The sequence below is a fragment of the Halogranum gelatinilyticum genome (genome assembly GCF_900103715.1).
Taxonomy (GTDB): Archaea; Halobacteriota; Halobacteria; order Halobacteriales; family Haloferacaceae; genus Halogranum; species Halogranum gelatinilyticum.
Genome location: NZ_FNHL01000004.1, coordinates 375,560 through 392,922 on the forward strand (window position 1 = coordinate 375,560; position 17,363 = coordinate 392,922).

The 17,363-nt window shown below is 66.7% G+C and carries 18 protein-coding genes, 1 tRNA gene and 1 pseudogene; 8 read left to right on the forward strand and 12 right to left on the reverse strand.

Annotated features, from left to right (window positions below):
- Positions 1-110: 110 nt before the first annotated feature.
- Positions 111-2,177 carry a CARDB domain-containing protein gene (locus BLR57_RS15290; RefSeq protein ID WP_089698932.1) on the forward strand — a complete coding sequence of 689 codons (2,067 nt, stop codon included), beginning with the start codon at positions 111-113 and terminating at the stop codon, positions 2,175-2,177.
- Between the two features lie 16 nt (positions 2,178-2,193).
- Here BLR57_RS15290 and BLR57_RS15295 read toward each other — a convergent pair whose 3' ends face one another.
- The 8 genes from BLR57_RS15295 to BLR57_RS15330 all read right to left on the reverse strand — a co-directional run bounded on the left by BLR57_RS15295 (position 2,194) and on the right by BLR57_RS15330 (position 7,978).
- Positions 2,194-2,553: a rhodanese-like domain-containing protein gene (locus tag BLR57_RS15295; protein ID WP_089698934.1), complete on the reverse strand. Its 360-nt coding sequence runs from the start codon at positions 2,551-2,553 to the stop codon at positions 2,194-2,196.
- A gap of 37 nt (positions 2,554-2,590) precedes the next feature.
- Positions 2,591-3,157: an NUDIX hydrolase gene (locus tag BLR57_RS15300; RefSeq protein ID WP_089698936.1), complete on the reverse strand. Its 567-nt coding sequence runs from the start codon at positions 3,155-3,157 to the stop codon at positions 2,591-2,593.
- Positions 3,154-3,546 carry a hypothetical protein gene (locus BLR57_RS15305; protein ID WP_089698938.1) on the reverse strand — a complete coding sequence of 131 codons (393 nt, stop codon included), beginning with the start codon at positions 3,544-3,546 and terminating at the stop codon, positions 3,154-3,156. Before BLR57_RS15305 ends, BLR57_RS15300 begins: the two co-directional genes overlap by 4 nt.
- A gap of 47 nt (positions 3,547-3,593) precedes the next feature.
- Positions 3,594-4,247 carry a DUF7979 domain-containing protein gene (locus BLR57_RS15310; RefSeq protein ID WP_089698940.1) on the reverse strand — a complete coding sequence of 218 codons (654 nt, stop codon included), beginning with the start codon at positions 4,245-4,247 and terminating at the stop codon, positions 3,594-3,596.
- 68 nt (positions 4,248-4,315) lie between these two features.
- A complete protein-coding gene (locus BLR57_RS15315; RefSeq protein WP_089698942.1) occupies positions 4,316-4,738 on the reverse strand; it encodes a DUF5809 family protein in 423 nt (140 codons plus the stop codon).
- Positions 4,739-4,780: 42 nt separating this feature from the next.
- A complete protein-coding gene (locus tag BLR57_RS15320; RefSeq protein WP_089698944.1) occupies positions 4,781-5,236 on the reverse strand; it encodes a DUF5810 domain-containing protein in 456 nt (151 codons plus the stop codon).
- 33 nt (positions 5,237-5,269) lie between these two features.
- Complete coding sequence (gene rimI, locus BLR57_RS15325) at positions 5,270-5,824, reverse strand: ribosomal protein S18-alanine N-acetyltransferase (protein WP_089698946.1); 555 nt, start codon at positions 5,822-5,824, stop codon at positions 5,270-5,272.
- A gap of 180 nt (positions 5,825-6,004) precedes the next feature.
- Positions 6,005-7,978: an aconitate hydratase gene (locus BLR57_RS15330; protein ID WP_089698948.1), complete on the reverse strand. Its 1,974-nt coding sequence runs from the start codon at positions 7,976-7,978 to the stop codon at positions 6,005-6,007.
- Positions 7,979-8,152: 174 nt separating this feature from the next.
- Here BLR57_RS15330 and BLR57_RS15335 point away from each other — a divergent pair.
- Positions 8,153-8,638 (forward strand): annotated as a pseudogene (locus tag BLR57_RS15335) (deoxyuridine 5'-triphosphate nucleotidohydrolase); the annotation flags it as partial.
- 125 nt (positions 8,639-8,763) lie between these two features.
- On the forward strand, positions 8,764-9,669 hold the full coding sequence (locus BLR57_RS15340; RefSeq protein WP_089698951.1) for a hypothetical protein: 906 nt from the start codon (positions 8,764-8,766) through the stop codon (positions 9,667-9,669).
- Positions 9,670-9,928: 259 nt separating this feature from the next.
- Here BLR57_RS15340 and BLR57_RS15345 read toward each other — a convergent pair.
- Positions 9,929-10,043, reverse strand: a tRNA-Lys gene (locus BLR57_RS15345).
- An 83-nt stretch (positions 10,044-10,126) separates the two neighbouring features.
- Here BLR57_RS15345 and BLR57_RS15350 point away from each other — a divergent pair.
- On the forward strand, positions 10,127-11,359 hold the full coding sequence (locus BLR57_RS15350) for an ArgE/DapE family deacylase (RefSeq protein WP_089698953.1): 1,233 nt from the start codon (positions 10,127-10,129) through the stop codon (positions 11,357-11,359).
- 76 nt (positions 11,360-11,435) lie between these two features.
- On the opposite strand, the gene BLR57_RS15355 is transcribed toward BLR57_RS15350, so the two are convergent.
- Positions 11,436-12,107: a DUF7119 family protein gene (locus BLR57_RS15355; RefSeq protein ID WP_089698955.1), complete on the reverse strand. Its 672-nt coding sequence runs from the start codon at positions 12,105-12,107 to the stop codon at positions 11,436-11,438.
- 91 nt (positions 12,108-12,198) lie between these two features.
- Positions 12,199-12,351, reverse strand: a complete 153-nt coding sequence (locus BLR57_RS19490; protein ID WP_170830664.1) for a hypothetical protein — start codon at positions 12,349-12,351, stop codon at positions 12,199-12,201.
- A 308-nt stretch (positions 12,352-12,659) separates the two neighbouring features.
- Here BLR57_RS19490 and BLR57_RS15360 point away from each other — a divergent pair, with 308 nt between their 5' ends.
- Positions 12,660-12,983 (forward strand): DUF8134 family protein, encoded by a 324-nt coding sequence (locus BLR57_RS15360; protein ID WP_089698957.1) that lies wholly within the window; start codon positions 12,660-12,662, stop codon positions 12,981-12,983.
- A gap of 89 nt (positions 12,984-13,072) precedes the next feature.
- On the forward strand, positions 13,073-14,851 hold the full coding sequence (locus BLR57_RS15365; RefSeq protein ID WP_089698959.1) for a nitrite/sulfite reductase: 1,779 nt from the start codon (positions 13,073-13,075) through the stop codon (positions 14,849-14,851).
- 164 nt (positions 14,852-15,015) lie between these two features.
- On the opposite strand, the gene BLR57_RS15370 is transcribed toward BLR57_RS15365, so the two are convergent.
- Entirely contained in the window at positions 15,016-15,678 is a 663-nt protein-coding gene (locus BLR57_RS15370; protein ID WP_089698961.1) for a TIGR00266 family protein, read from the reverse strand.
- Positions 15,679-15,819: 141 nt separating this feature from the next.
- On the opposite strand from BLR57_RS15370, the gene BLR57_RS15375 reads away from it, so the two are divergent.
- Positions 15,820-16,116: a DUF6360 family protein gene (locus BLR57_RS15375; protein ID WP_089699096.1), complete on the forward strand. Its 297-nt coding sequence runs from the start codon at positions 15,820-15,822 to the stop codon at positions 16,114-16,116.
- Between the two features lie 285 nt (positions 16,117-16,401).
- The gene (locus tag BLR57_RS15380; RefSeq protein WP_089698964.1) at positions 16,402-17,349 is read left to right on the forward strand and encodes a DMT family transporter; all 948 of its coding nucleotides are present in this window, start codon (positions 16,402-16,404) and stop codon (positions 17,347-17,349) included.
- Positions 17,350-17,363 lie beyond the last annotated feature (14 nt).

The window sequence follows — 17,363 nt, forward strand, 5'->3', positions numbered from 1 at the left end:
GCGGAGAGGCCGTCCGCTCGTGACGTCTTCGACCGACGAGCGGTGCCACCGGTTCGGGTGCACGCGGGGAGAACGGTCATTAGGTAGACGGGCGAACCCTCCAGTAGCGAATGTTCCGTGCCGCCGTCGCCCTCCTCGTCGTCTGCTCGGTCCTCGCCACCGGTGTCGCTCCCGTCACGGGAAGCGTCGCCGATAGTGGGATGTCCTCGACCTCGTCGGATTCGATGGCCGACGCGACCGCCGCCGAGCGGTCGCCAGCACTCACGGCCAGCACCACCCGGACACTCGACCTGACGACGCGATACCAGCTGACGCCGAGTCGGCCCGGCGAGGTGCTCGTGACGCTCCACTACGAGATTCCGAGCACCGTCACCGCCGTCGAGACGCGCATCCCCGAGAACGCGACCGTCACGTCGACGACGGGGTTCGCCCGCGAGTCCGACCGGCTGTACGCCTGGCAGGGGACGAGCCGGAGTGCCGACCTCACCTACCGGCTCGCAGTCAACGAGACCGCGGGCGGGCGGCTCCCGCTCGCCGCCGAGGGTGAGTATCTCTTCGCCGACCCCGGCCCGTGGGCACTGTTCAGGCGGCCGTCGACGGGGACCCGCTGGGAGTGGCGAACCGGCGAGGTCGAGTTGACCCGGCGGTCGGTCGTCGAGGAGGGCGTCGTCAGCGACCAGCTCGTCTTCCTCGGCCCGGTCGAGGAGTACCGTCGGCAGGCCAACGGCCAGACCTTCCGGCTCGTCGTCCCCGAGGCGGCGACGCTGACCGAGTCGCCGACGGCCCTCCTCGACAGCCTCGCCGACGCGTCCGGCCGCCTCGACGTGGGTGACCGCGACCGGGAGGTCGTCGTCGTCGCCGCGCCGACGGCGGGGGTCGAGTGGGGCGTCCGCGGCCTCCAGACCGGCGAGAGCGACATCTGGGTGCGCGACACCGAGCCGCTGGCGACGCCGAACAACGTCTGGCTCCACGAGTACGTCCACAGCCGCCAGTCCTACCAGCCGACGCGGGAGACGCGGTGGTTCACCGAGGGGAGCGCGACCTACTACGCCGCGCTGTTGACGCTCGAACAGGGCTACGTCGGCTACGACGACTTCGAGTCGTGGCTGGCACTCGGTGCCAACGACCCCGTGGGGTCGACCGTCCTCTCACAGCCCGTGACGTGGGGAGTCGAGGGTGACTACCGGAAAGGCGCGCTCGTCGCCGGCGCGCTCGACTACCGCATCCGCGGCGCGGGCGAGGAGTCGCTGGCGACGGTCTTCGCCGACGTAAACGGCCACGATGGGCCGCTGTCGGCCGCCGACCTCCGGGGGTTCGTCGGCGCGGCGGGGAACGAGTCGGCCGCGGAGGCGACAGAGCGGTATACCACGACCGACGCGGCCCCGCCGACCTGGCCGCTCTCGGCGCACATCGACCGGTTCGGTGCCTTCCCCGGCCACATCACCGCCGAGTTCGTCGTCGCCGACGACACGCCAGCCGTCGTCAGCGGGCCGTACCGAAACGCGTCGGTGACCGAGTCGGCGGGGACGCTCGTCGTCCCGAACGAGACGCTCTCGCTGCCGGTGGCGATCCGAAACGACGGCGGCCAGCCGAAGGCCTACGAACTCACGTTCACCGTGGGGACGGGGACGGAGCGGCTAAACGGGACGCTCGACCCCGGCGAACGTCGGATCGAGCGGCTGAACCGCACGTTCGAGGAGCCAGGGACCTACACGCTCACCGCCGGCACGGACCGCTACACCGTCTTCGTCCGCGAACCGGCGGTCGCGCAGGTCGTCGACGTCTCGGTGTCGGCCACGGCGGTCGCGGTCGGCGAGCCGGTCACGGTCACGGCGACGGTCCAGAACGACGGCCCGCGACCCGGCGAGACCACGGTGGCGTTCACGCTCGACGGCGAGCGAGTCGCCGAGCGTCGCGTGACGCTCGATGCGGGCGAGGAGACGACCGTGTCGGCGACGGTCGTCCCCGAGAGACCGGGGACGGTGGACGTCGGAACGGACGAGACGGTGGTCGCCGTCGAGGTCGTCGAGTCCACGACGACGGCGGTGCCGACGGCCGACCGGACGACGGCGACCTCGCCCGGCTTCGGCGTCCTCGGCGCGCTCGTGGGAGTCGTGGGAGTCGTCGTGACCCTCCTCGGCGCGGTCGCAGCACGTCGAACGGGTCGGAGACGATGACGGGCGAGAAAAGGAGTTAGAACGGTGCGTCGGGACCTTCGTCGGCGGCGGCCTGTTCGACCTCGCTTTCGAGGTCGCCGTCCCACGCGGTGAGACCGCCTTCCATGCTGTCGACGCGGGCGTCGCCCGTGCCCTCGTAGGACTTGATGAGCCGGGCGGCCTGCACGCTGGCCTGGCCGTGCGGGCAGACAGTGACGATGTGGGCTGCGCCCTCCAGCGACGCGACCTTACTCGCCAGTTGGTTGAACGGAATGTTCTCGCTGCCGGGGATATGTCCGCGAGAGAACGAGGCGGGCTGGCGGATGTCTACGATTCGGGGAGGGTCGTCGCTGTGCAGGAGTTCCTCGACCTCCGCGGGGGAGATTTCGCCGTCCATGGGAGAACCAACGGACGGGACGGGATAAGTGACTCGCTCAGAGCAGTCCTTCCTCGTGGGCGAGGAGGATACCCTCGACCGTCGCGTCGTTGGTCGGGGCCGCGCGGGCGACGTCGAGCGCCTCGTCGACCGGAACCGCCCGGGGCGTCAGGAACTCGTTGGAGTCGAGCTGGCGTTCGCCGGGTTCCAGCCCCTCGGCGAAGACGAAGCCCCGGCGGTGTCGGAGCAGGCCCGTCGAACACCAGAAGTCCTGGAGCAGCGAGGTGCTGTCGGGGACGAAGCCGGTCTCCTCCTCCAGTTCGCGGGCGGCGGCGGTCGTGAAGGACTCGCCGCCCTCGACGATACCGGCGGGGAGTTCCATCTGCGTCTGGCGGACCGTCGGCCGGTACTGCTCGACGAAGAGCACCTGGCCGTCGGTGACGGCGACGACGACCACGGCGGTCGCCAACTCCGCCCAGTAGTATTTCTTCTCGCCGCCGTCGGGCTGTTCGACGAGGTCGTAGCCCCCGGTGAACCAGGGTGTGTCGTACTCGACGACCTCGTCGAGGACGGGCCACTCGGGGTCGGGCAGGGATTCGTGTCGGCGGCCGTTGTGAGCGGTCATGGTTGGACGACCGTTACACGGTATCGCTGCCCATTAAAGTCGACGAGAATCGCGTCCTCGCCGTCGACGCGGGCGTCGGGGTTCTGCACCACGAGCGCGTCGTACTCGTCGAACGGCGAGTGGGTGAACGACCCTTTTATCCCAAATGGCCCGCGCTGGTAGCCCTCCGAGCGGCCGTCTTCGAGCGCGCCGAGGAGGTAGGGATACCGCCGGGCGGAGAACTCGCTGACGTTGACCGCTTCGTCGGAGACGTCCGTCTCGTTCACCGGCTCGGCCGTCAGATAGTACGGGTCGCCCGTGCCGAGATAGCTCGGGAGTGCCCCGAGCGCGAGCAGGGCGACGATGACGATGCCGACCCCGATGAGGAAGTTACGGGTTACGCGTCGCACGAGTCGAGGTTAGGCGGCGAGGCGTATGGTGGTTTCGACCGCGACGGTCAGTCGACGCGTTCGACGGTCATGAGGTCCGCCCACTGGTCGCCGACGACGTACTCCATCCGGTAGGTCTCGTTCTCGTAGCGGACGTAGTCGGTGTCGCCGAGCGGCTGCGGGAGGCTGTCCCACTTGCCGGAGGGCGCGTAGTAGTCGCCCTCGACGAGTGCCGTCCGCACCTCATCGCGGAGGTCCGCAGGGAGGTCAGTGAAGTTCGTCACGGTCTCACTATCGCTCGGGACGCCGAGTTCGGCACTGATGCCGTAGCTGGCGTACAGCTCGCCCGCACCGTAGTCTATGTCGATGCGGTACAGCTCCCCCTCGTAGCGCACGTAGTCGGTGTCGCGGAACGGCCCAGCCTGGTCGGAGGGGTAGCCCTCGTCGGCGGCGACGTAGGAGGAGTTCGGGACGAACGCGACCGTGCCGTCGAGCGCGTCGCGGAAGGCCGCCTGCTGGTCGGCGTTCAGCTCGTCGAAGTCGACGACTCGTGACTCGTTGGTGGTGGGCGTCGGCGACGTCGACGTCGTCGGGCCGTCGTGTGTGATCGTCGCTGGCGTCTGCGTCTGCGTCGCCGTCTCGCTTCCCGCTGGCGGTCCGCCGGTACAGCCCGCGAGGACGATCAGACCGACGACGAGCAGCGTGGAGGGCAGTCGGGACATACCGGCGAAACACGTCAGTCGGTTGAATATCTTGTGTGGAAGAAACAGCGTTCGGTCCAGTTCGAGGGTTACGCTTCGAAGACGGGGCGGTAGATCCGGCCGAACGCCTGCCGCCGGAGCGTCCCGACCGCCGCCTCGCGTTCCTGCTGGTACGTCGCCGCGACGGCCGTCTCCGCGAAGGGGGCGACGTGCCAGACGACGTTGTCGACGTTCTCGCTGCCAGCCTCGTGGACCTCGTAGTCCGGATGCTCCTCGCACCACGCGTCGAACTCCTCGCGCGTCCCGACGGACACCACGAGCAACGAGGCGAACAGCGCGTCGCGGGCCGTCTCGACGACGTCGCCCGTCACACGGGATTTGTACTCCTCGCGGTCGAAGTCCATCGCCGTGACCGTCTCGCGGACGACGACCTTCGCCGCGGGACCGGTGTCCTCGTAGGCAGCGCGTGCCTCGGCTTCCGTCTCGGGTGCGTAGACGCCCTCGCGTTCCATGGTCGAGACGTGTCGCGCGCGACGCTTACGCCTTTCCGTCCGTCACTCTTCGGTCGTCTCCTCGTCGCGCTCGGACTCCTCGGCCGCGGCCTCCCGCTCGCGCACCGCCTCGGCGACCTCGTCGGCGTCGCCGACCATCTGCTGGGTGAGTTCGCGAGCTTCCTGGAGGACCTCCTGGGTCTCCGAGCCGAACTCGCCCTCCGTCCGGATGGCCGGGCTGCTCTGTCCGTGTCCGTGGCCGTGGCCGTGGCCCTGCGGATGGGCGTGGCTCTCGCCGTCGACGGTGTCCTCGAACAGCTCGTCGAACTCCTGTTCCTCGGCGTGGTCGACGACGACGTCGGCCAGTGCGGGCGCGTTCATGTCCTGCCAGCCGTCGACGTGCTCGTCGAGCCAGTCTTCGTGTTCCTCGTGGCGGAGCATGGCGGTGAAGGCGAGATGGTTGGCGAGATGTTTCCCGTCGCGCTGTGGCACGTCACAGACCGGGCAGGCGTATCCCATACCCGCCCTTACCGGTCGACGGACAAAAGCCCACTACTCTCGGGTCGTCGGGTCGGGGTCGTCTGCGGGCGGGTCGGCGGGACCGTCCGGGTCCGGTGCGCGGGCCTGTCGCTGCCAGTCGTCGAGGTCCAGCACCATCACGAGTGCCGCCTCGCCGTCCTGGTAGTAGCGGGGGACGCGTTGGGTCGGCTCGAAGCCCTCGTCGCGGTAGAGCGCGAGCGCCGGGCTGTTGGACTCGCGTACCTCCAGTTTGACGAGCGCCGCACCGGCGAAAACGAGACCGACGAGCGCGCGTTCGAGCAGCTGCCGACCGAGACCGTCGCCGCGGTGGTCCGGATGGACCGCGAGGTCCTTGATGTGGCCGATGTCGCGGCCGTAGTTCGGGACGGTGTCGGAGACGACGTAGCCGACGACGACGCCGTCGCGTTCGGCGACGAGGAAGCCCGGCTCGCCGAGGAAGCTCTCGAACGCGGTGTAGGGCCACGGTTGGGAGAAGCAGGTCTTCTCGATGCGGAACACGTCGAGGAGGTCTGCACGCTCGACTTGCCGAATCGAGAGCGGCGGCCCGTCGACCGGCGTGGTGGTCACACGTGACCATTGGTGTAGGCCTGTAAAAGCCGTGTGGCTCCGTGGTCGTGACGGTGTCCGTGGCCCGCACGCGGAGCGGACGACGAGAACAGCGCGTGCGAGACGACGGGACAGTCGCTCACGGGAGCGTCGTCACTGGCCGGACAGCAGCAAGAAAATGGGACGGTTAGGGGTGTGGCTTCAGTCGTCGGCCGGAGCGGCGCCGGAGTCGGACTCGTACTGCTGCTTCGTCCACGAGAGCTTGCCACCGGCGGCGAGAATCTTGCGCTCGCGCTCGGAGGCCTTCAGGCTCGTCGTGGCTTCCCAGTCGTCGTTGACGCGGATGGTGAACTCCTCGGCACCGGAGCGGACTGCCTCGGCGACGTCGTCGACGATCTCGATGTTGTCGCCCTTGTCCAGCTTCTCGTACGTCTCCTCGTCGATGGTGAGGGGGACGATACCGAAGTTGAACAGGTTCGCCTTGTGGATGCGGGCGAACGACTGGGCGAAGACGGCCTCGATGCCGAGATACATCGGACACATCGCGGCGTGTTCGCGGGAGGAACCCTGGCCGTAGTTCTCGCCAGCGACGAGGACGCCACCGTCGGAGTCCTTGGCACGCTGTGCGAAGGTGTCGTCGACACGCGAGAGCGTGAACTCCGACAGCCGCTCGATGTTCGAGCGGAACTTGAGGATGTCCGACGTGGCCGGGATGATGTGGTCCGTCGTGATGTTGTCCTCCATGTGGAGGAGTGCCTCACCCTGGATGTCGGCGGCGAGCGGGTCCTTCAGCGGGACGGCACCGATGTTGGGGCCCTTGATGAGCTCGTCGTCGATGGCGTTCTCGGGCGTGATGAGGTCGGACTTCGAGCCGTCGTACTTCTCGGGGAGCTCGATGCCGGGTGCCTCGAGGTCGCCGAGCTCGTCGGCGAGGTCACGCGGGTCGACGATCTCGCCCTTGAGGGCGGCGGCGGCGGCGACTTCCGGCGAGCAGAGGAAGACGGAGTCGTCCTCGATGCCGGAGCGGCCCTCGAAGTTGCGGTTGAAGGTACGCAGGGAGACGGAGTCCGAGGCGGGGACGTGACCGATACCGATACACGGCCCACACGTCGCTTCGGAGACGTTGACACCGGCTGCCATCATCTCTGCCGTCCAGCCCTGGCGGGCGAGCATCTCGCCGGCCTGCTTCGAGCCGGGCGCGACGATCATCTCGAGATGCTTTGCGACTTCGCGGCCCTTGACCATCTTCGCGGCCGGGAGGACGTCCTCGTAGCCGCCGTTGGTACAGGAACCGACGATGACCTGCTCGACCTTCTCGCCGGCGACTTCGCGGACCGGAACGACGTTGTCCGGCATCGACGGCTTGGCGATGAGCGGTTCGAGGTCGCCGAGGTCGATGACGACTTCGTCGGCGTAGTCGGCGTCCTCGTCGGCGGTGATTTCGACGTACTCGTCGCCACGGCCCTGGCGCTCCAGGTAGTCCTTGGTCTTCTCGTCCGTCTCGAAGATCGAGGAGGTGGCACCGAGTTCGGTCCCCATGTTGGTGATGGTGGTCCGTTCGGGAACGGTGAGCGAGGCAGCACCGTCACCGGTGTATTCGAAGACCTTGCCGACGCCGCCCTTCACGCTGAGGCGACGGAGCATCTCGAGGACGATGTCCTTCGCGGTCGCCCACTCGGGAAGCTCGCCTTCGAGCTTGACGTTGACGACTTCCGGCATCTCAACGTAGTACGCGCCGCCACCCATGGCGACGGCGATGTCGAGACCACCCGCACCGATTGCGAGTTCGCCGAGGCCACCGGGCGTCGGCGTGTGGGAGTCCGACCCGAGCAGCGTCTTGCCGGGTGCGGCGAAGTTCTCCTTGTGGACGTTGTGGCAGATACCGTTGCCCGGGCGGGAGAAGTACGCACCGTACGTGCCAGCCGCCGAGCGGAGGAAGCGGTGGTCGTCCGTGTTCTTGAAGTCGAACTGGTAGGTCTGGTGGTCGCAGTACTGCGCTGCGAGTTCCGTCTGCACTTCGTCGAGGTCGAGTGCCTCGAACTGCAGCCAGACCATCGTCCCGGTCGTGTCCTGGGCGAGGACCTGGTCGATTTCGATCCCGATCTCCTCTCCGGGGGTCAGCTCCCCTTCGACGAGGTGATCCGCGAGGATTTTCTCTGTGAGCGTCTGTCCCATAACGTCCGTGAGTCGTTTCCCGTCGGATATAAATCCCGCGTGTTCCCGTTCCATTTACCATGTGAAACGGGAACCGTACGGCAATTTTCGCAGGGACTCGTGAAGTAACTCGTATCCGAGTTGTAATCTCTACAAACGAGTCAGCAGTTTTTTCGACGGGACGGCGAATCGCCGAGTATGTACAAGTCCGGCTCGTTCGTCGCTGAGCACATCAGTCCGCTCACCGCAGACCAGGTCCAGCCCAACGGTGTCGACCTCACGCTCGACGCCGTCTTCGAGCAGCTCGACCCCGGCCGCATCGGACAGGACGGCAAAGAGATCGGCGAGCGACAGGCCGTCAGCCTCGAAGAGCGCGACGAGGGCGACCCCGAGACCTACTATCTCCCCGCGGGCGGCTACATCGTCCGCTACGCCGAGACGGTCCACATCCCCGAGGACCACGTCGGCTTCATCTACCCCCGCTCCTCGCTGATGCGCAACTCCTGTATGCTCAACACGGCCGTCTGGGACGCTGGCTACGAGGGCAAGGGCGAAGGGCTACTGCAGGTCCACCACGACATCGAACTCGAACGCGGCGCGCGCATCGCACAGATCGTCCTCGCCGACGCGGAGCACGACAGCACCTACGACGGCAGCTACCAAGGCGAGAATATCGACTGAGGTCACTGCGGCGGCGAAGGGCACGAGCAAGCGCGGCCTGGCGTACTCAGTCCCTCGAACAGATTTCTCACAGAACTCTTGTTGGCCGAGCAAAACTTTTGTTAGCACTAATTGAACCCGGAGGTATGCCTCGCAATCAGTTGCAGAGCCTCCTCCTCGGGAACTCCAGCGCACGGCGGTTACTTGACGTGTGCGCACTCTTCGCGTTTGTGTTCCTTTTCGGACTCGCCGAACCGGGGACGACGTTCGGTTTCCTCCTCTCGCAGTTACATCTGGTCTCGTTGGCCGTCGTCATCGTCGGTGGGGGGCTGGCTGCTATCGTTGCGTATCGGGATGGTGGGCTTCTGTTCAGTTGCCTCACCGTCTTCGCCCCGACGGTTGCGATGTTGTTGCACGTGTTCGTCATTAGCCCCAACGGGTCGTGGCTGACGTTCACGGGAGTCGCCATCGGATTCAGCCTCGTCCCAGCGGTTTTCGTCGGAACACTCGGCTACGCTCTCGGGCGTCTGCTGGCAACGAGAGATGGTCGGCTACGGAGCGAGATGGGCGACGGAACGGCGACGCTGTTGCTCGGTGGTGATGACTTGGCGCGGGCGAATCGGTATCTCGCACTCTCGGTCGTCCTCTTCGTCGCGTCGGCCACGACGATGACGTTGATCGGACCGTACACTACTCTGTTCGGTGAGGCGCGCCTCTACGAACTGTTCAGTCCGTTCGGCCCGGTGCGGGTGTACTCTCCACTCGGGGCGGGAATGCTGTTCGGCTGGGTCTGTCTCGCGGCGTGGCCAGCGTTCCGAAACCGTGGGTTGGTCGTGAGTTGGCTCCTCGTTTTCGGACCGATGGTCGGTGGACTGTCGAGCTACTTTGTCATCCAGCAGACGTCAGGTGGTACGGTATTCGTCAACGCCGCACTGGGTCTGTTGATGGCGACGATCATGACACTCGCCCTCGGGACAGTAGGGTTCGTCATAGGCGTCGGAGCCAGAGTCCTTTCGAAACGACTGAAACCAGCGACGATGGCGGAGTTGTAGCCTCGCTCAAGCAGTTGATTTGAGGCCTCACCGTGGCGCGAACCGCGAGCACACGAGGTCCTCGCCGTGTTGAGTCTCGTAGAAGCGGGCCGGGAGGGACTTGAACCGGGCCGAGACGTGCTCGCTCACTTCGGCAGAGCAAGCTCTGCCGTGCTCTCGCTCGTTCGTTCACGAGAACTTCGTTCACTGTGCGCGACTCGTCGGGTTCAGTCCTCCCGCGTTCGACTGACACCGCTCGCTGTCGCTCGCGGGTCAAGTACGGGCCGGGAGGGACTTGAACCCCCGACCGTCTGGTATCTCCCGCAACCACACGCAAAACGGCTCGTGTAGTCGCGATAAAAGCCAGACGCTCTGCCGAACTGAGCTACCGGCCCTCATGCACATCTTTCTGCACTACGGCTTAAGCGTTTACGATTATCCCGAAGTCCTTTCACGCGCACCACCCGACGACAGCACAATGACCGACATCCGAACGTTCACCGAGGAGTTCCTCCGCTTCGACACCACCGGCGGAGCCGAGGCCGACGCCCAGGCCTGGGTCCGCGACCGACTCGACGAGCTGGGCTTCGAGACCTACGAGTGGACCGCCGACGCTGGCCGCCTCGCCGAGCATCCCTCCTTCCCCGACGACCCGAGCGACATCGACGTCGCCGACCGGCCGAGCGTCGCGGGCGTCCTCGAATTCGGCGACACCGGCGCGGGCAAGACGCTCGTATTGAACGGCCACGCGGACGTGGTGCCCGTCGAGCGCGACCTGTGGAGCAGCGACCCCTTCGAGCCGACGTGGGTCGGCGACGACGACCTCCGAGCGCGCGGCGCGGCCGACATGAAATCCGGGCTCGCCGCCTGCGTCTTCGCGGCACTCGCGCTGCGCGAGGAAGCTCCGGACCTCGACGGCCGAGTCGTCGTCGAGAGCGTCGTGGGCGAAGAAGAGGGTGGCATCGGCGCGGCCGCCGCCGCGCTCGACAACCCCTATCCGTTCGAGCGCGACGCCGCCATCGTCGCCGAGCCGACCGAGTTGCAGGTGGTGACGGCCACAGAGGGCTGTCTGATGAAACGGCTGACGCTCACCGGCCGGTCGGCGCACGCCGCGACGCGGTGGGTCGGCGAGTCCGTCCTGCCGCATTTCGAGACGGTTCGCCGCGCCTTCGAAGCACTGGAGAGCGAGCGAACCGAGACGGTGACGCATCCGCTCTACGACGACTTCCCGATCCCGTGGCCGGTCGTGGTCGGGACCGTCGAGGCCGGGTCGTGGGCGTCGACGGTCCCCGCCGAACTGACCGCCGAGATGCGGATCGGCGTCGCACCCGGCGAGACGGTCGACGACGTGGAGACACAGTTCGAGGCGCGGCTGGACGAAATCGTCGCCGACAGCGAGTGGCTCTCGGCCCACCCGCCGACGTTCGAGCGGTTCTCGATCCAGTTCGAACCGGCCGAAACCGACCCCGACGAGCCGGTCGTCGGCGCGCTACAAGCAGCGATGGAAGCGACCGGACTCGACGACACCGAGCCGCGGGGTGCGACCTACGGTGCGGACTCGCGGCACTACGTCGCGGCCGGGATTCCGACGGTCGTGTTCGGTCCCGGCTCTATCGAGCAGGCGCACTACCCCGACGAGACGGTCCACTGGCCGGAGGTCGAACAGGCGCGGGAGACGATTACCGAGACCGCACGACGCTTCCTCGGCTAGGTCTCCTCGAAAGGGATTCTCCGGGGAGGTAATTCGCCGCGGAGGTAATTCTCTGGAGAGGTAATTCGCCGCGACGTCAGTGCTCCGCGAAGTAGTCGGTGAGCGCGTCGCCGACGATGTCGCCGGGCGTGGTGTTCTGGACCGACGCGCGGCGGCGGAGTTCGGTGTAGAGTTCGACCGGCAGACCGAGTTCGAGATGGCCGGGCGTGACCCCGTACGAGCGGAGCGCGTCGACCGGGTCGGTGCCGTTGTTGATCTCGCTGGCGATAGCCCGAACTTCTCGCACCGTGAGGTCGCCGTCGATAGTCGCCCACGCGAGGGTGAAGCGCGCTTCCCCGGGGACGCGGGCGATGTGTTTGGCGGCCGTCGGCGCGATGTGGCCGCGGGCGACGTGGCGGCGGATGGACTGCGGCAGGTCGTGGACGCGCGCCCACTTGCGGATGAAGGAGATGGAGGCGACGCCGTCGGTCCGTTCGGCGGCGGCCTTGTAGGAGCCGACGCCGCGGACGAGCGCTGCGCAGGCCGCCGCGCCGCGGAGCATGTAGACGTTGTCCTCGGCACCCGCGGTGTTCTGGACGAACGCGCTGACGGTCTCGGCGGCTTCGGCGACGCTCTCGGGGTCGTCGGGGTCGAAGCCGACGGCGTCGGCGGCGCGGTCGCCGGTGACGGCGGGGTCGGCGCGGACGACCGGCGCGCCGACCGGCTCCTCGCGGTCCGCTGGCAGACCCGACGGCGGCTGATCACTCATTGCTTATCTTCCGTTCGGTGGTCGTTCCTAAAAACATCTCGCTGTGTGGTACTTTTGCGGACCGTCCTGATAGTGAAAGAGAACAGATTGCTTACTCTTCGGCTGCTTCGCGCCGCTCGGAGAGATGCTCCCAGATTTCGGTACAGCCGGATCCGTCCTCGAGGTCGCGGAGGTGGTCGTCGTGGCGGTCGTCGGCGTCGTCAGTGTCTGTGACCTCTTCGACTTCGGCGGCGGGGTTACTCATCTCCGCCTCCCTGCGTCGGTTCGTACAGTTCCGGCGCGACGTCTGCGGAGACGTGCGTGCGGACATCGCGGTCGGATTCGTGGCGACTCATCAGACTATCCAATGGCGAGAACACCCATAAGGACGCCTCTATGCGTAACCTTGACCTCTGCTCCCGCGTCCCGGAACCGATTGCCGCTATCTTCGACGCCCGATTTTTGCAAAACCGCACGACAGCGAACAATCCTGCCCGAACCGTCACGTCGTGAAGTCCGACAGGGCTTGCGGTGGCCGACTGGTACAGGTGCCCGGAGCTCGTAGAGCCGACAATGAGTGTCGCCCTTCGTATCCTCGACGACGGTGCCTGGATCTCCGTCAACGACCACAGAGAGGTCAGTGTCAGCGAGCTGTGGCGGTTTCCCGACCCCGAGTTCTGCGGCTGTGAGCTGCCCGATATGGTCGTCGAGAACTTCCAGGAAGTCGGCGTCGACGGGCGGACGGTCGAGGTCCGCGTCTACGGCCAGTGCATCGCCTGCGGCGGCAAGGACGTCACGGAATGGCTCCCCGTCGGCCGAATCGTCGACGGCGAGTTCCGCGACATCGACCGCGAGAGCGTCCTCGCACCCTCGGGCGTGACAGCGAGCCAAGAATAAGCAATTTTTTCCCCTTCATGGGAGCACCGGGAAGGGTTGACGCCATGCGCGCTACCTTAGGGGTAGATACGAAAGGGATGGGCAGACAAATGCCTACGGACGTCGAGAAGTGGAAATCGGAGGTGTACGGCAACGAGATTCGAGAGCATCTGCTCGAGTTCGCCGAAGAGGGATGGGACTCGATTCCCGAAGACGAACACGACGAGTGGTTCGAGCGGTTCAAATGGTGGGGGCTGTACCACCAGCGCAACGGCCAGGAGAGCTACTTCATGATGCGGATCGGGACGCCGAACGGCGTGCTGACGCCCGGTCAGACCGAAGTCGTCGCCGACGTCGCCGACGAGTACGCCCGCGGCCCGGCCGAGAACCCGGTCTTCGGCAACGGCTACGTCGACTGGACGACGCGACAGTCCATCCAGCTGCACTGGATCAAACTGGAAGACATCCCAGAGATCTTCGAGAAACTGGAGTCGGTCGGGCTGTCGACCCAGCAGGCCTGTGGTGACTCGTGGCGCAACATCGTCGGCTGTCCCGTCGCCGGCAAGGACAAACACGAGCACGTCGACGCGCTGCCCGTCGCGATGGAACTCAACGAGGAGTTCAAGGGCAACGAGGACCACTCGAACCTCCCCCGGAAGTGGAAGGTCTCGATCACCGGCTGCCGCGAAGGCTGTGGCCAGGGCGACATCAACGACCTCGCGCTCGAACCCGCCACGAAGGAGATCGACGGCGAAGAGACGAAGGGCTTCAACATCCGCATCGGCGGCGGCCTCTCGCGTAACGAGCCGCGGCTCGCCCGCGACATCGACGTCTTCGTCACGCCCGAGCAGGCGTCCGAGGTCTCGGGTGCCATCTCCGCGCTCTTCCGCGAGAACGGCGACCGCGACAACCGCTACAACGCCCGCATCAAGTTCCTGATGGACGAGTGGGGGCCGGAGAAGTTCCGGAACGTCCTCCAGGAGGAGTTCGTCGACTTCGAACTCGAGACGGCAGGCGAGGACCTGCGCTCGGAGTACTCCTACAACTCCGGCTACGAGAACGGCGGCCACTCGGACCACGTCGGAATCCACGAGCAGGCCGACGGCAACTACTACGTCGGTCTCGACGTCCTGGTCGGTCGGATGGGCGTCGACGACACGAAGGAACTCGCCCGCGTCGCCGACGAGTACGGCTCCGGCGAGATCCGCATCACCCAGCGACAGAACGTCATCATCACCGACGTGCCCGAGGAGAAGCTCGACGCGCTGAAGAGCGAGGAGCTCCTCGACCACTACTCGCCGGACCCGCATCCGTTCATGCGCGGCTCCGTCGCCTGTACGGGCACCGAGTTCTGTTCGCTCTCCATCGTGGAGACGAAGAACCGCCAAGTGCGCTACGCCCGCTGGCTCAAGGAGAACGTCGAGCTTCCCGAGGGCGTCGAGGACTTCCACATCCATCTCTCGGGCTGTACGGCCTCCTGCGCGCAGCCGCAGATCGCCGACATCAGCCTCCGCGGGATGAAGACCCGCAAGGACGGCGAGCCGGTCGAGGCACTCGACATCGGGCTCGGCGGCGGGCTGGGCGAGAACCCGAACTTCGCCGACTGGGTCGCCCAGCGGATTCCCGTCGACGAGGTGCCGGGAGCCATCAAGAACCTGCTCGCGAACTTCGAGGAGCGTCGTGAGGGCGGCGAGACCTTCCGCGAGTTCGTCGAGCGCACCGACGAGGACGACCTCGCCGACCTGGTCGAACCCGAGGAGACCAGCTACGACGACCCGATGATGCACAACACGAAGATGACGTGGTATCCCTACGCGGAAGACGACTCGATGGACGCCAGCCCCGCGCCGACCGACGGCGAGGGCCAGCCGCTTCCCTCGGACGACTAACCACGACCTTTTTCTCCGGGAGGTTCGCCAGTGCCTCCGGCGCTGGCTCAACCCCCGGCAAAAAGCTCGGCCAAAAAGGCCGCGAGACTCGGGCTTACGCCCTCGCTCGCGGTGAGCGAGCTAGTTTTCCCCACCGGCGTCGACAGTGGCGTCGCTCACGACGCCTACTGCCCGCCGCCGCCGAACAGGATCATCGGGTCGCGCGTCTGGACCCAGACCCGCCCGTCGCCTTCGAGTCGCGTGACGAAACCCTCCCCTCCGAGCAGCGAGGACTTGATGCTGGAGTCTTTCGCGCGCGACACCGAGAGGTCCTCGCTCCACGCGAGCAGATGGTCCTCGTCGACGACGAGCGGTTCGTCGCTCGTGACCCGCTCCTCGCGGACCGCGCCGAACGCCGAGATGAAGGCCGTACCCGACCCGCCGAGACGGAGGACGGTGAGTTCGCCCGACGAGAAGAAGTTACTTGCCTCGTTGCGGGCGGTGCCGCGTTCGACGTCGGGTGTCCACGCGAGCAGCCCGCCGGACTGGACCTTCACCGGCCCGGTCTCGTCGATGTCGAGTTGGGCGATGTCGCCGAGATAATCCGGGGCGAGCACGGCCCGAGAGCCGTCGGTCTCCGCCTCAAGGAACGTCGTCATGACCTCCAGTTCGTCGGAGACGGCGCGTTTGAGCATCCCGCCGAGACCACCCTCGCTCGCGTTCGTCTCCGAGCGGATGGCGTCGCTGCGGGTCACCATCGAGCCGGGGTCGATGCCAACGCGGTCGCCGCTGTCCATCGTGACTTCGAGCGTCGCGTAGCTCCGTCCGTCGGCAATCTGGAACTCCATGCGCGGCCGTTCCGCGGCGTCGCATAAATTCTTTCAGGCGGGGTGGGACGGAATCTCACGGCGATGGGGACCTGGGGTTCGGGCGGCGTGGATGCTGTCGCGGACGACACGCCTATTCGAGTCGCCGACCGAGAGGTGAGTATGCCCGACCGACTCCTGCGCATCAACGCCTACACCACGTTCGATATGCTCGACGGCACCGCGACGGGCCACGACTTCGACGAGGAGGCTTTCGCCGTCCTCAACGTCACCGCCCCGCGGCAGAACCCCGACCACGTGAAACTCGAACTCGAACTCGACAACACGCAACTGGAGACGCTTCCGGCGCACGCCGACCGCGTCACCCTCAGTGCCGAGCAGGCACGGACGCTCGCGGGCGAGTTGGAGAAGTACGCCGACCGCGTCGAAGCGGCCCAGTTGGACAACGACGACGAGTAGCCGAGCAACGGCCGGTTCGCCACCGCCGAGAGCCGTGAGACTTCGGCACAGTTCCCCACGTGACTCGCTAACACCCGTTTTGATTTTAGCCGAAATGAGCGAGCGTTTGTCACGGTAAACCGAGTCCCAGTGAAAATAAGTAGTGCCAGAGCGCACGATTAGTTGAGGAACTCAACACATGGGCTATCACTCTCTCCACTCGTGTTCTCGTGTCGGCTCGACGACTCCCGGTTTCGGCAGCCGCAATACGCACACTGCGGCTGTTCCGAAACCGGGGGTGGGGCGATGAGTTCGCGCGGAACGCTCACCCTCTTCGGCGCGGCTTCGGTCTGTCTCGGCACTTCCTTCGTCGCCATCAAGGTCGGTCTCGCGACGGTCCCGCCAGTCCTCTTCGCAGCCTTCCGCTTCGACATCGCCGCCGTCCTGCTGCTCGCGCTCGCGGCGTATCTGTACGACGACTGGCTCCCACAGACGCGCCGCGACCTGCTCGGCATCGCCGCCAGCGCGGTCTTCATCGTCGGCATCAACAACGCACTGTTGTTCGTCGGCCAGCAGTACACCACGAGCGGCGCAGCCGCGATCATGTACAGTCTGATGCCCGTCGTCTCGCCGGTGTTCACCTATCTGCTGCTCGGCGAGCGCGTCGCGCGCCTCGACGTCGCCGGTATCCTCCTTGGTCTCGTCGGCGTCATGGTCATCGTCCAGCCCTCGCCCGACCAGCTCGGTGTCGGGACGGTGGGCCAGCTGCTCGTCCTCGTCGCCGCGGTCAGCGTCTCGCTGGGGAGCGTCCTCCTCCAGCGTGCTCGCCCGCGGCTGGCGATGCTCCCGCTGTCGGCGTGGGCGATGCTCCTCGGCGCGCTCGGTCTCCATGCGACGAGTCTCGCCATCGGCGAGTCGGCGGCGACCATCCCGCTGACGGCCGACACGGTCGCCGCCGTCATTTACGTCGGCGCGCCCGGAACGGCCATCGCCTACGGGGCGTACTTCCTGCTCATCGCCGACGCGGGCCCGGTCCGGGCCAACCTCGTCGCCTACGCCGTCCCGGCGGTCGCGACGGTGACGGCCTGGGCACTCCTCGGCGAGGCACTCGCGACGACGACGCTGGCCGGATTCGGCATCATCCTCGCGGGGTTCGCCCTCCTCCAGCGGACGCAGCTCCGCGCCGAGGTGGACCGGTTCCTCCACACGGCCGAACAGGACGTCCGGGCGTTCGAGCGCGAGAGCGACGACTGAACGGAGTCGCCGCG

What these genes read in the sequence shown, in the direction of transcription:
- BLR57_RS15320 (WP_089698944.1), bottom strand. Translation starts at nt 5,236, where the DNA reads ATGGGATACGCCTGCCCGGTCTGTGACGTGCCACAGCGCGACGGGAAA.
- BLR57_RS19490 (WP_170830664.1), bottom strand. Translation starts at nt 12,351, where the DNA reads ATGAGTAACCCCGCCGCCGAAGTCGAAGAGGTCACAGACACTGACGAC.
- BLR57_RS15330 (WP_089698948.1), bottom strand. Translation starts at nt 7,978, where the DNA reads ATGGGACAGACGCTCACAGAGAAAATCCTCGCGGATCACCTCGTCGAA.
- BLR57_RS15350 (WP_089698953.1), top strand. Translation starts at nt 10,127, where the DNA reads ATGACCGACATCCGAACGTTCACCGAGGAGTTCCTCCGCTTCGACACC.
- BLR57_RS15315 (WP_089698942.1), bottom strand. Translation starts at nt 4,738, where the DNA reads ATGGAACGCGAGGGCGTCTACGCACCCGAGACGGAAGCCGAGGCACGC.
- BLR57_RS15300 (WP_089698936.1), bottom strand. Translation starts at nt 3,157, where the DNA reads ATGACCGCTCACAACGGCCGCCGACACGAATCCCTGCCCGACCCCGAG.
- BLR57_RS15360 (WP_089698957.1), top strand. Translation starts at nt 12,660, where the DNA reads ATGAGTGTCGCCCTTCGTATCCTCGACGACGGTGCCTGGATCTCCGTC.
- BLR57_RS15375 (WP_089699096.1), top strand. Translation starts at nt 15,820, where the DNA reads ATGCCCGACCGACTCCTGCGCATCAACGCCTACACCACGTTCGATATG.
- BLR57_RS15310 (WP_089698940.1), bottom strand. Translation starts at nt 4,247, where the DNA reads ATGTCCCGACTGCCCTCCACGCTGCTCGTCGTCGGTCTGATCGTCCTC.
- BLR57_RS15290 (WP_089698932.1), top strand. Translation starts at nt 111, where the DNA reads ATGTTCCGTGCCGCCGTCGCCCTCCTCGTCGTCTGCTCGGTCCTCGCC.
- BLR57_RS15365 (WP_089698959.1), top strand. Translation starts at nt 13,073, where the DNA reads ATGCCTACGGACGTCGAGAAGTGGAAATCGGAGGTGTACGGCAACGAG.
- BLR57_RS15380 (WP_089698964.1), top strand. Translation starts at nt 16,402, where the DNA reads ATGAGTTCGCGCGGAACGCTCACCCTCTTCGGCGCGGCTTCGGTCTGT.
- BLR57_RS15295 (WP_089698934.1), bottom strand. Translation starts at nt 2,553, where the DNA reads ATGGACGGCGAAATCTCCCCCGCGGAGGTCGAGGAACTCCTGCACAGC.
- BLR57_RS15370 (WP_089698961.1), bottom strand. Translation starts at nt 15,678, where the DNA reads ATGGAGTTCCAGATTGCCGACGGACGGAGCTACGCGACGCTCGAAGTC.
- BLR57_RS15340 (WP_089698951.1), top strand. Translation starts at nt 8,764, where the DNA reads ATGCCTCGCAATCAGTTGCAGAGCCTCCTCCTCGGGAACTCCAGCGCA.
- BLR57_RS15355 (WP_089698955.1), bottom strand. Translation starts at nt 12,107, where the DNA reads ATGAGTGATCAGCCGCCGTCGGGTCTGCCAGCGGACCGCGAGGAGCCG.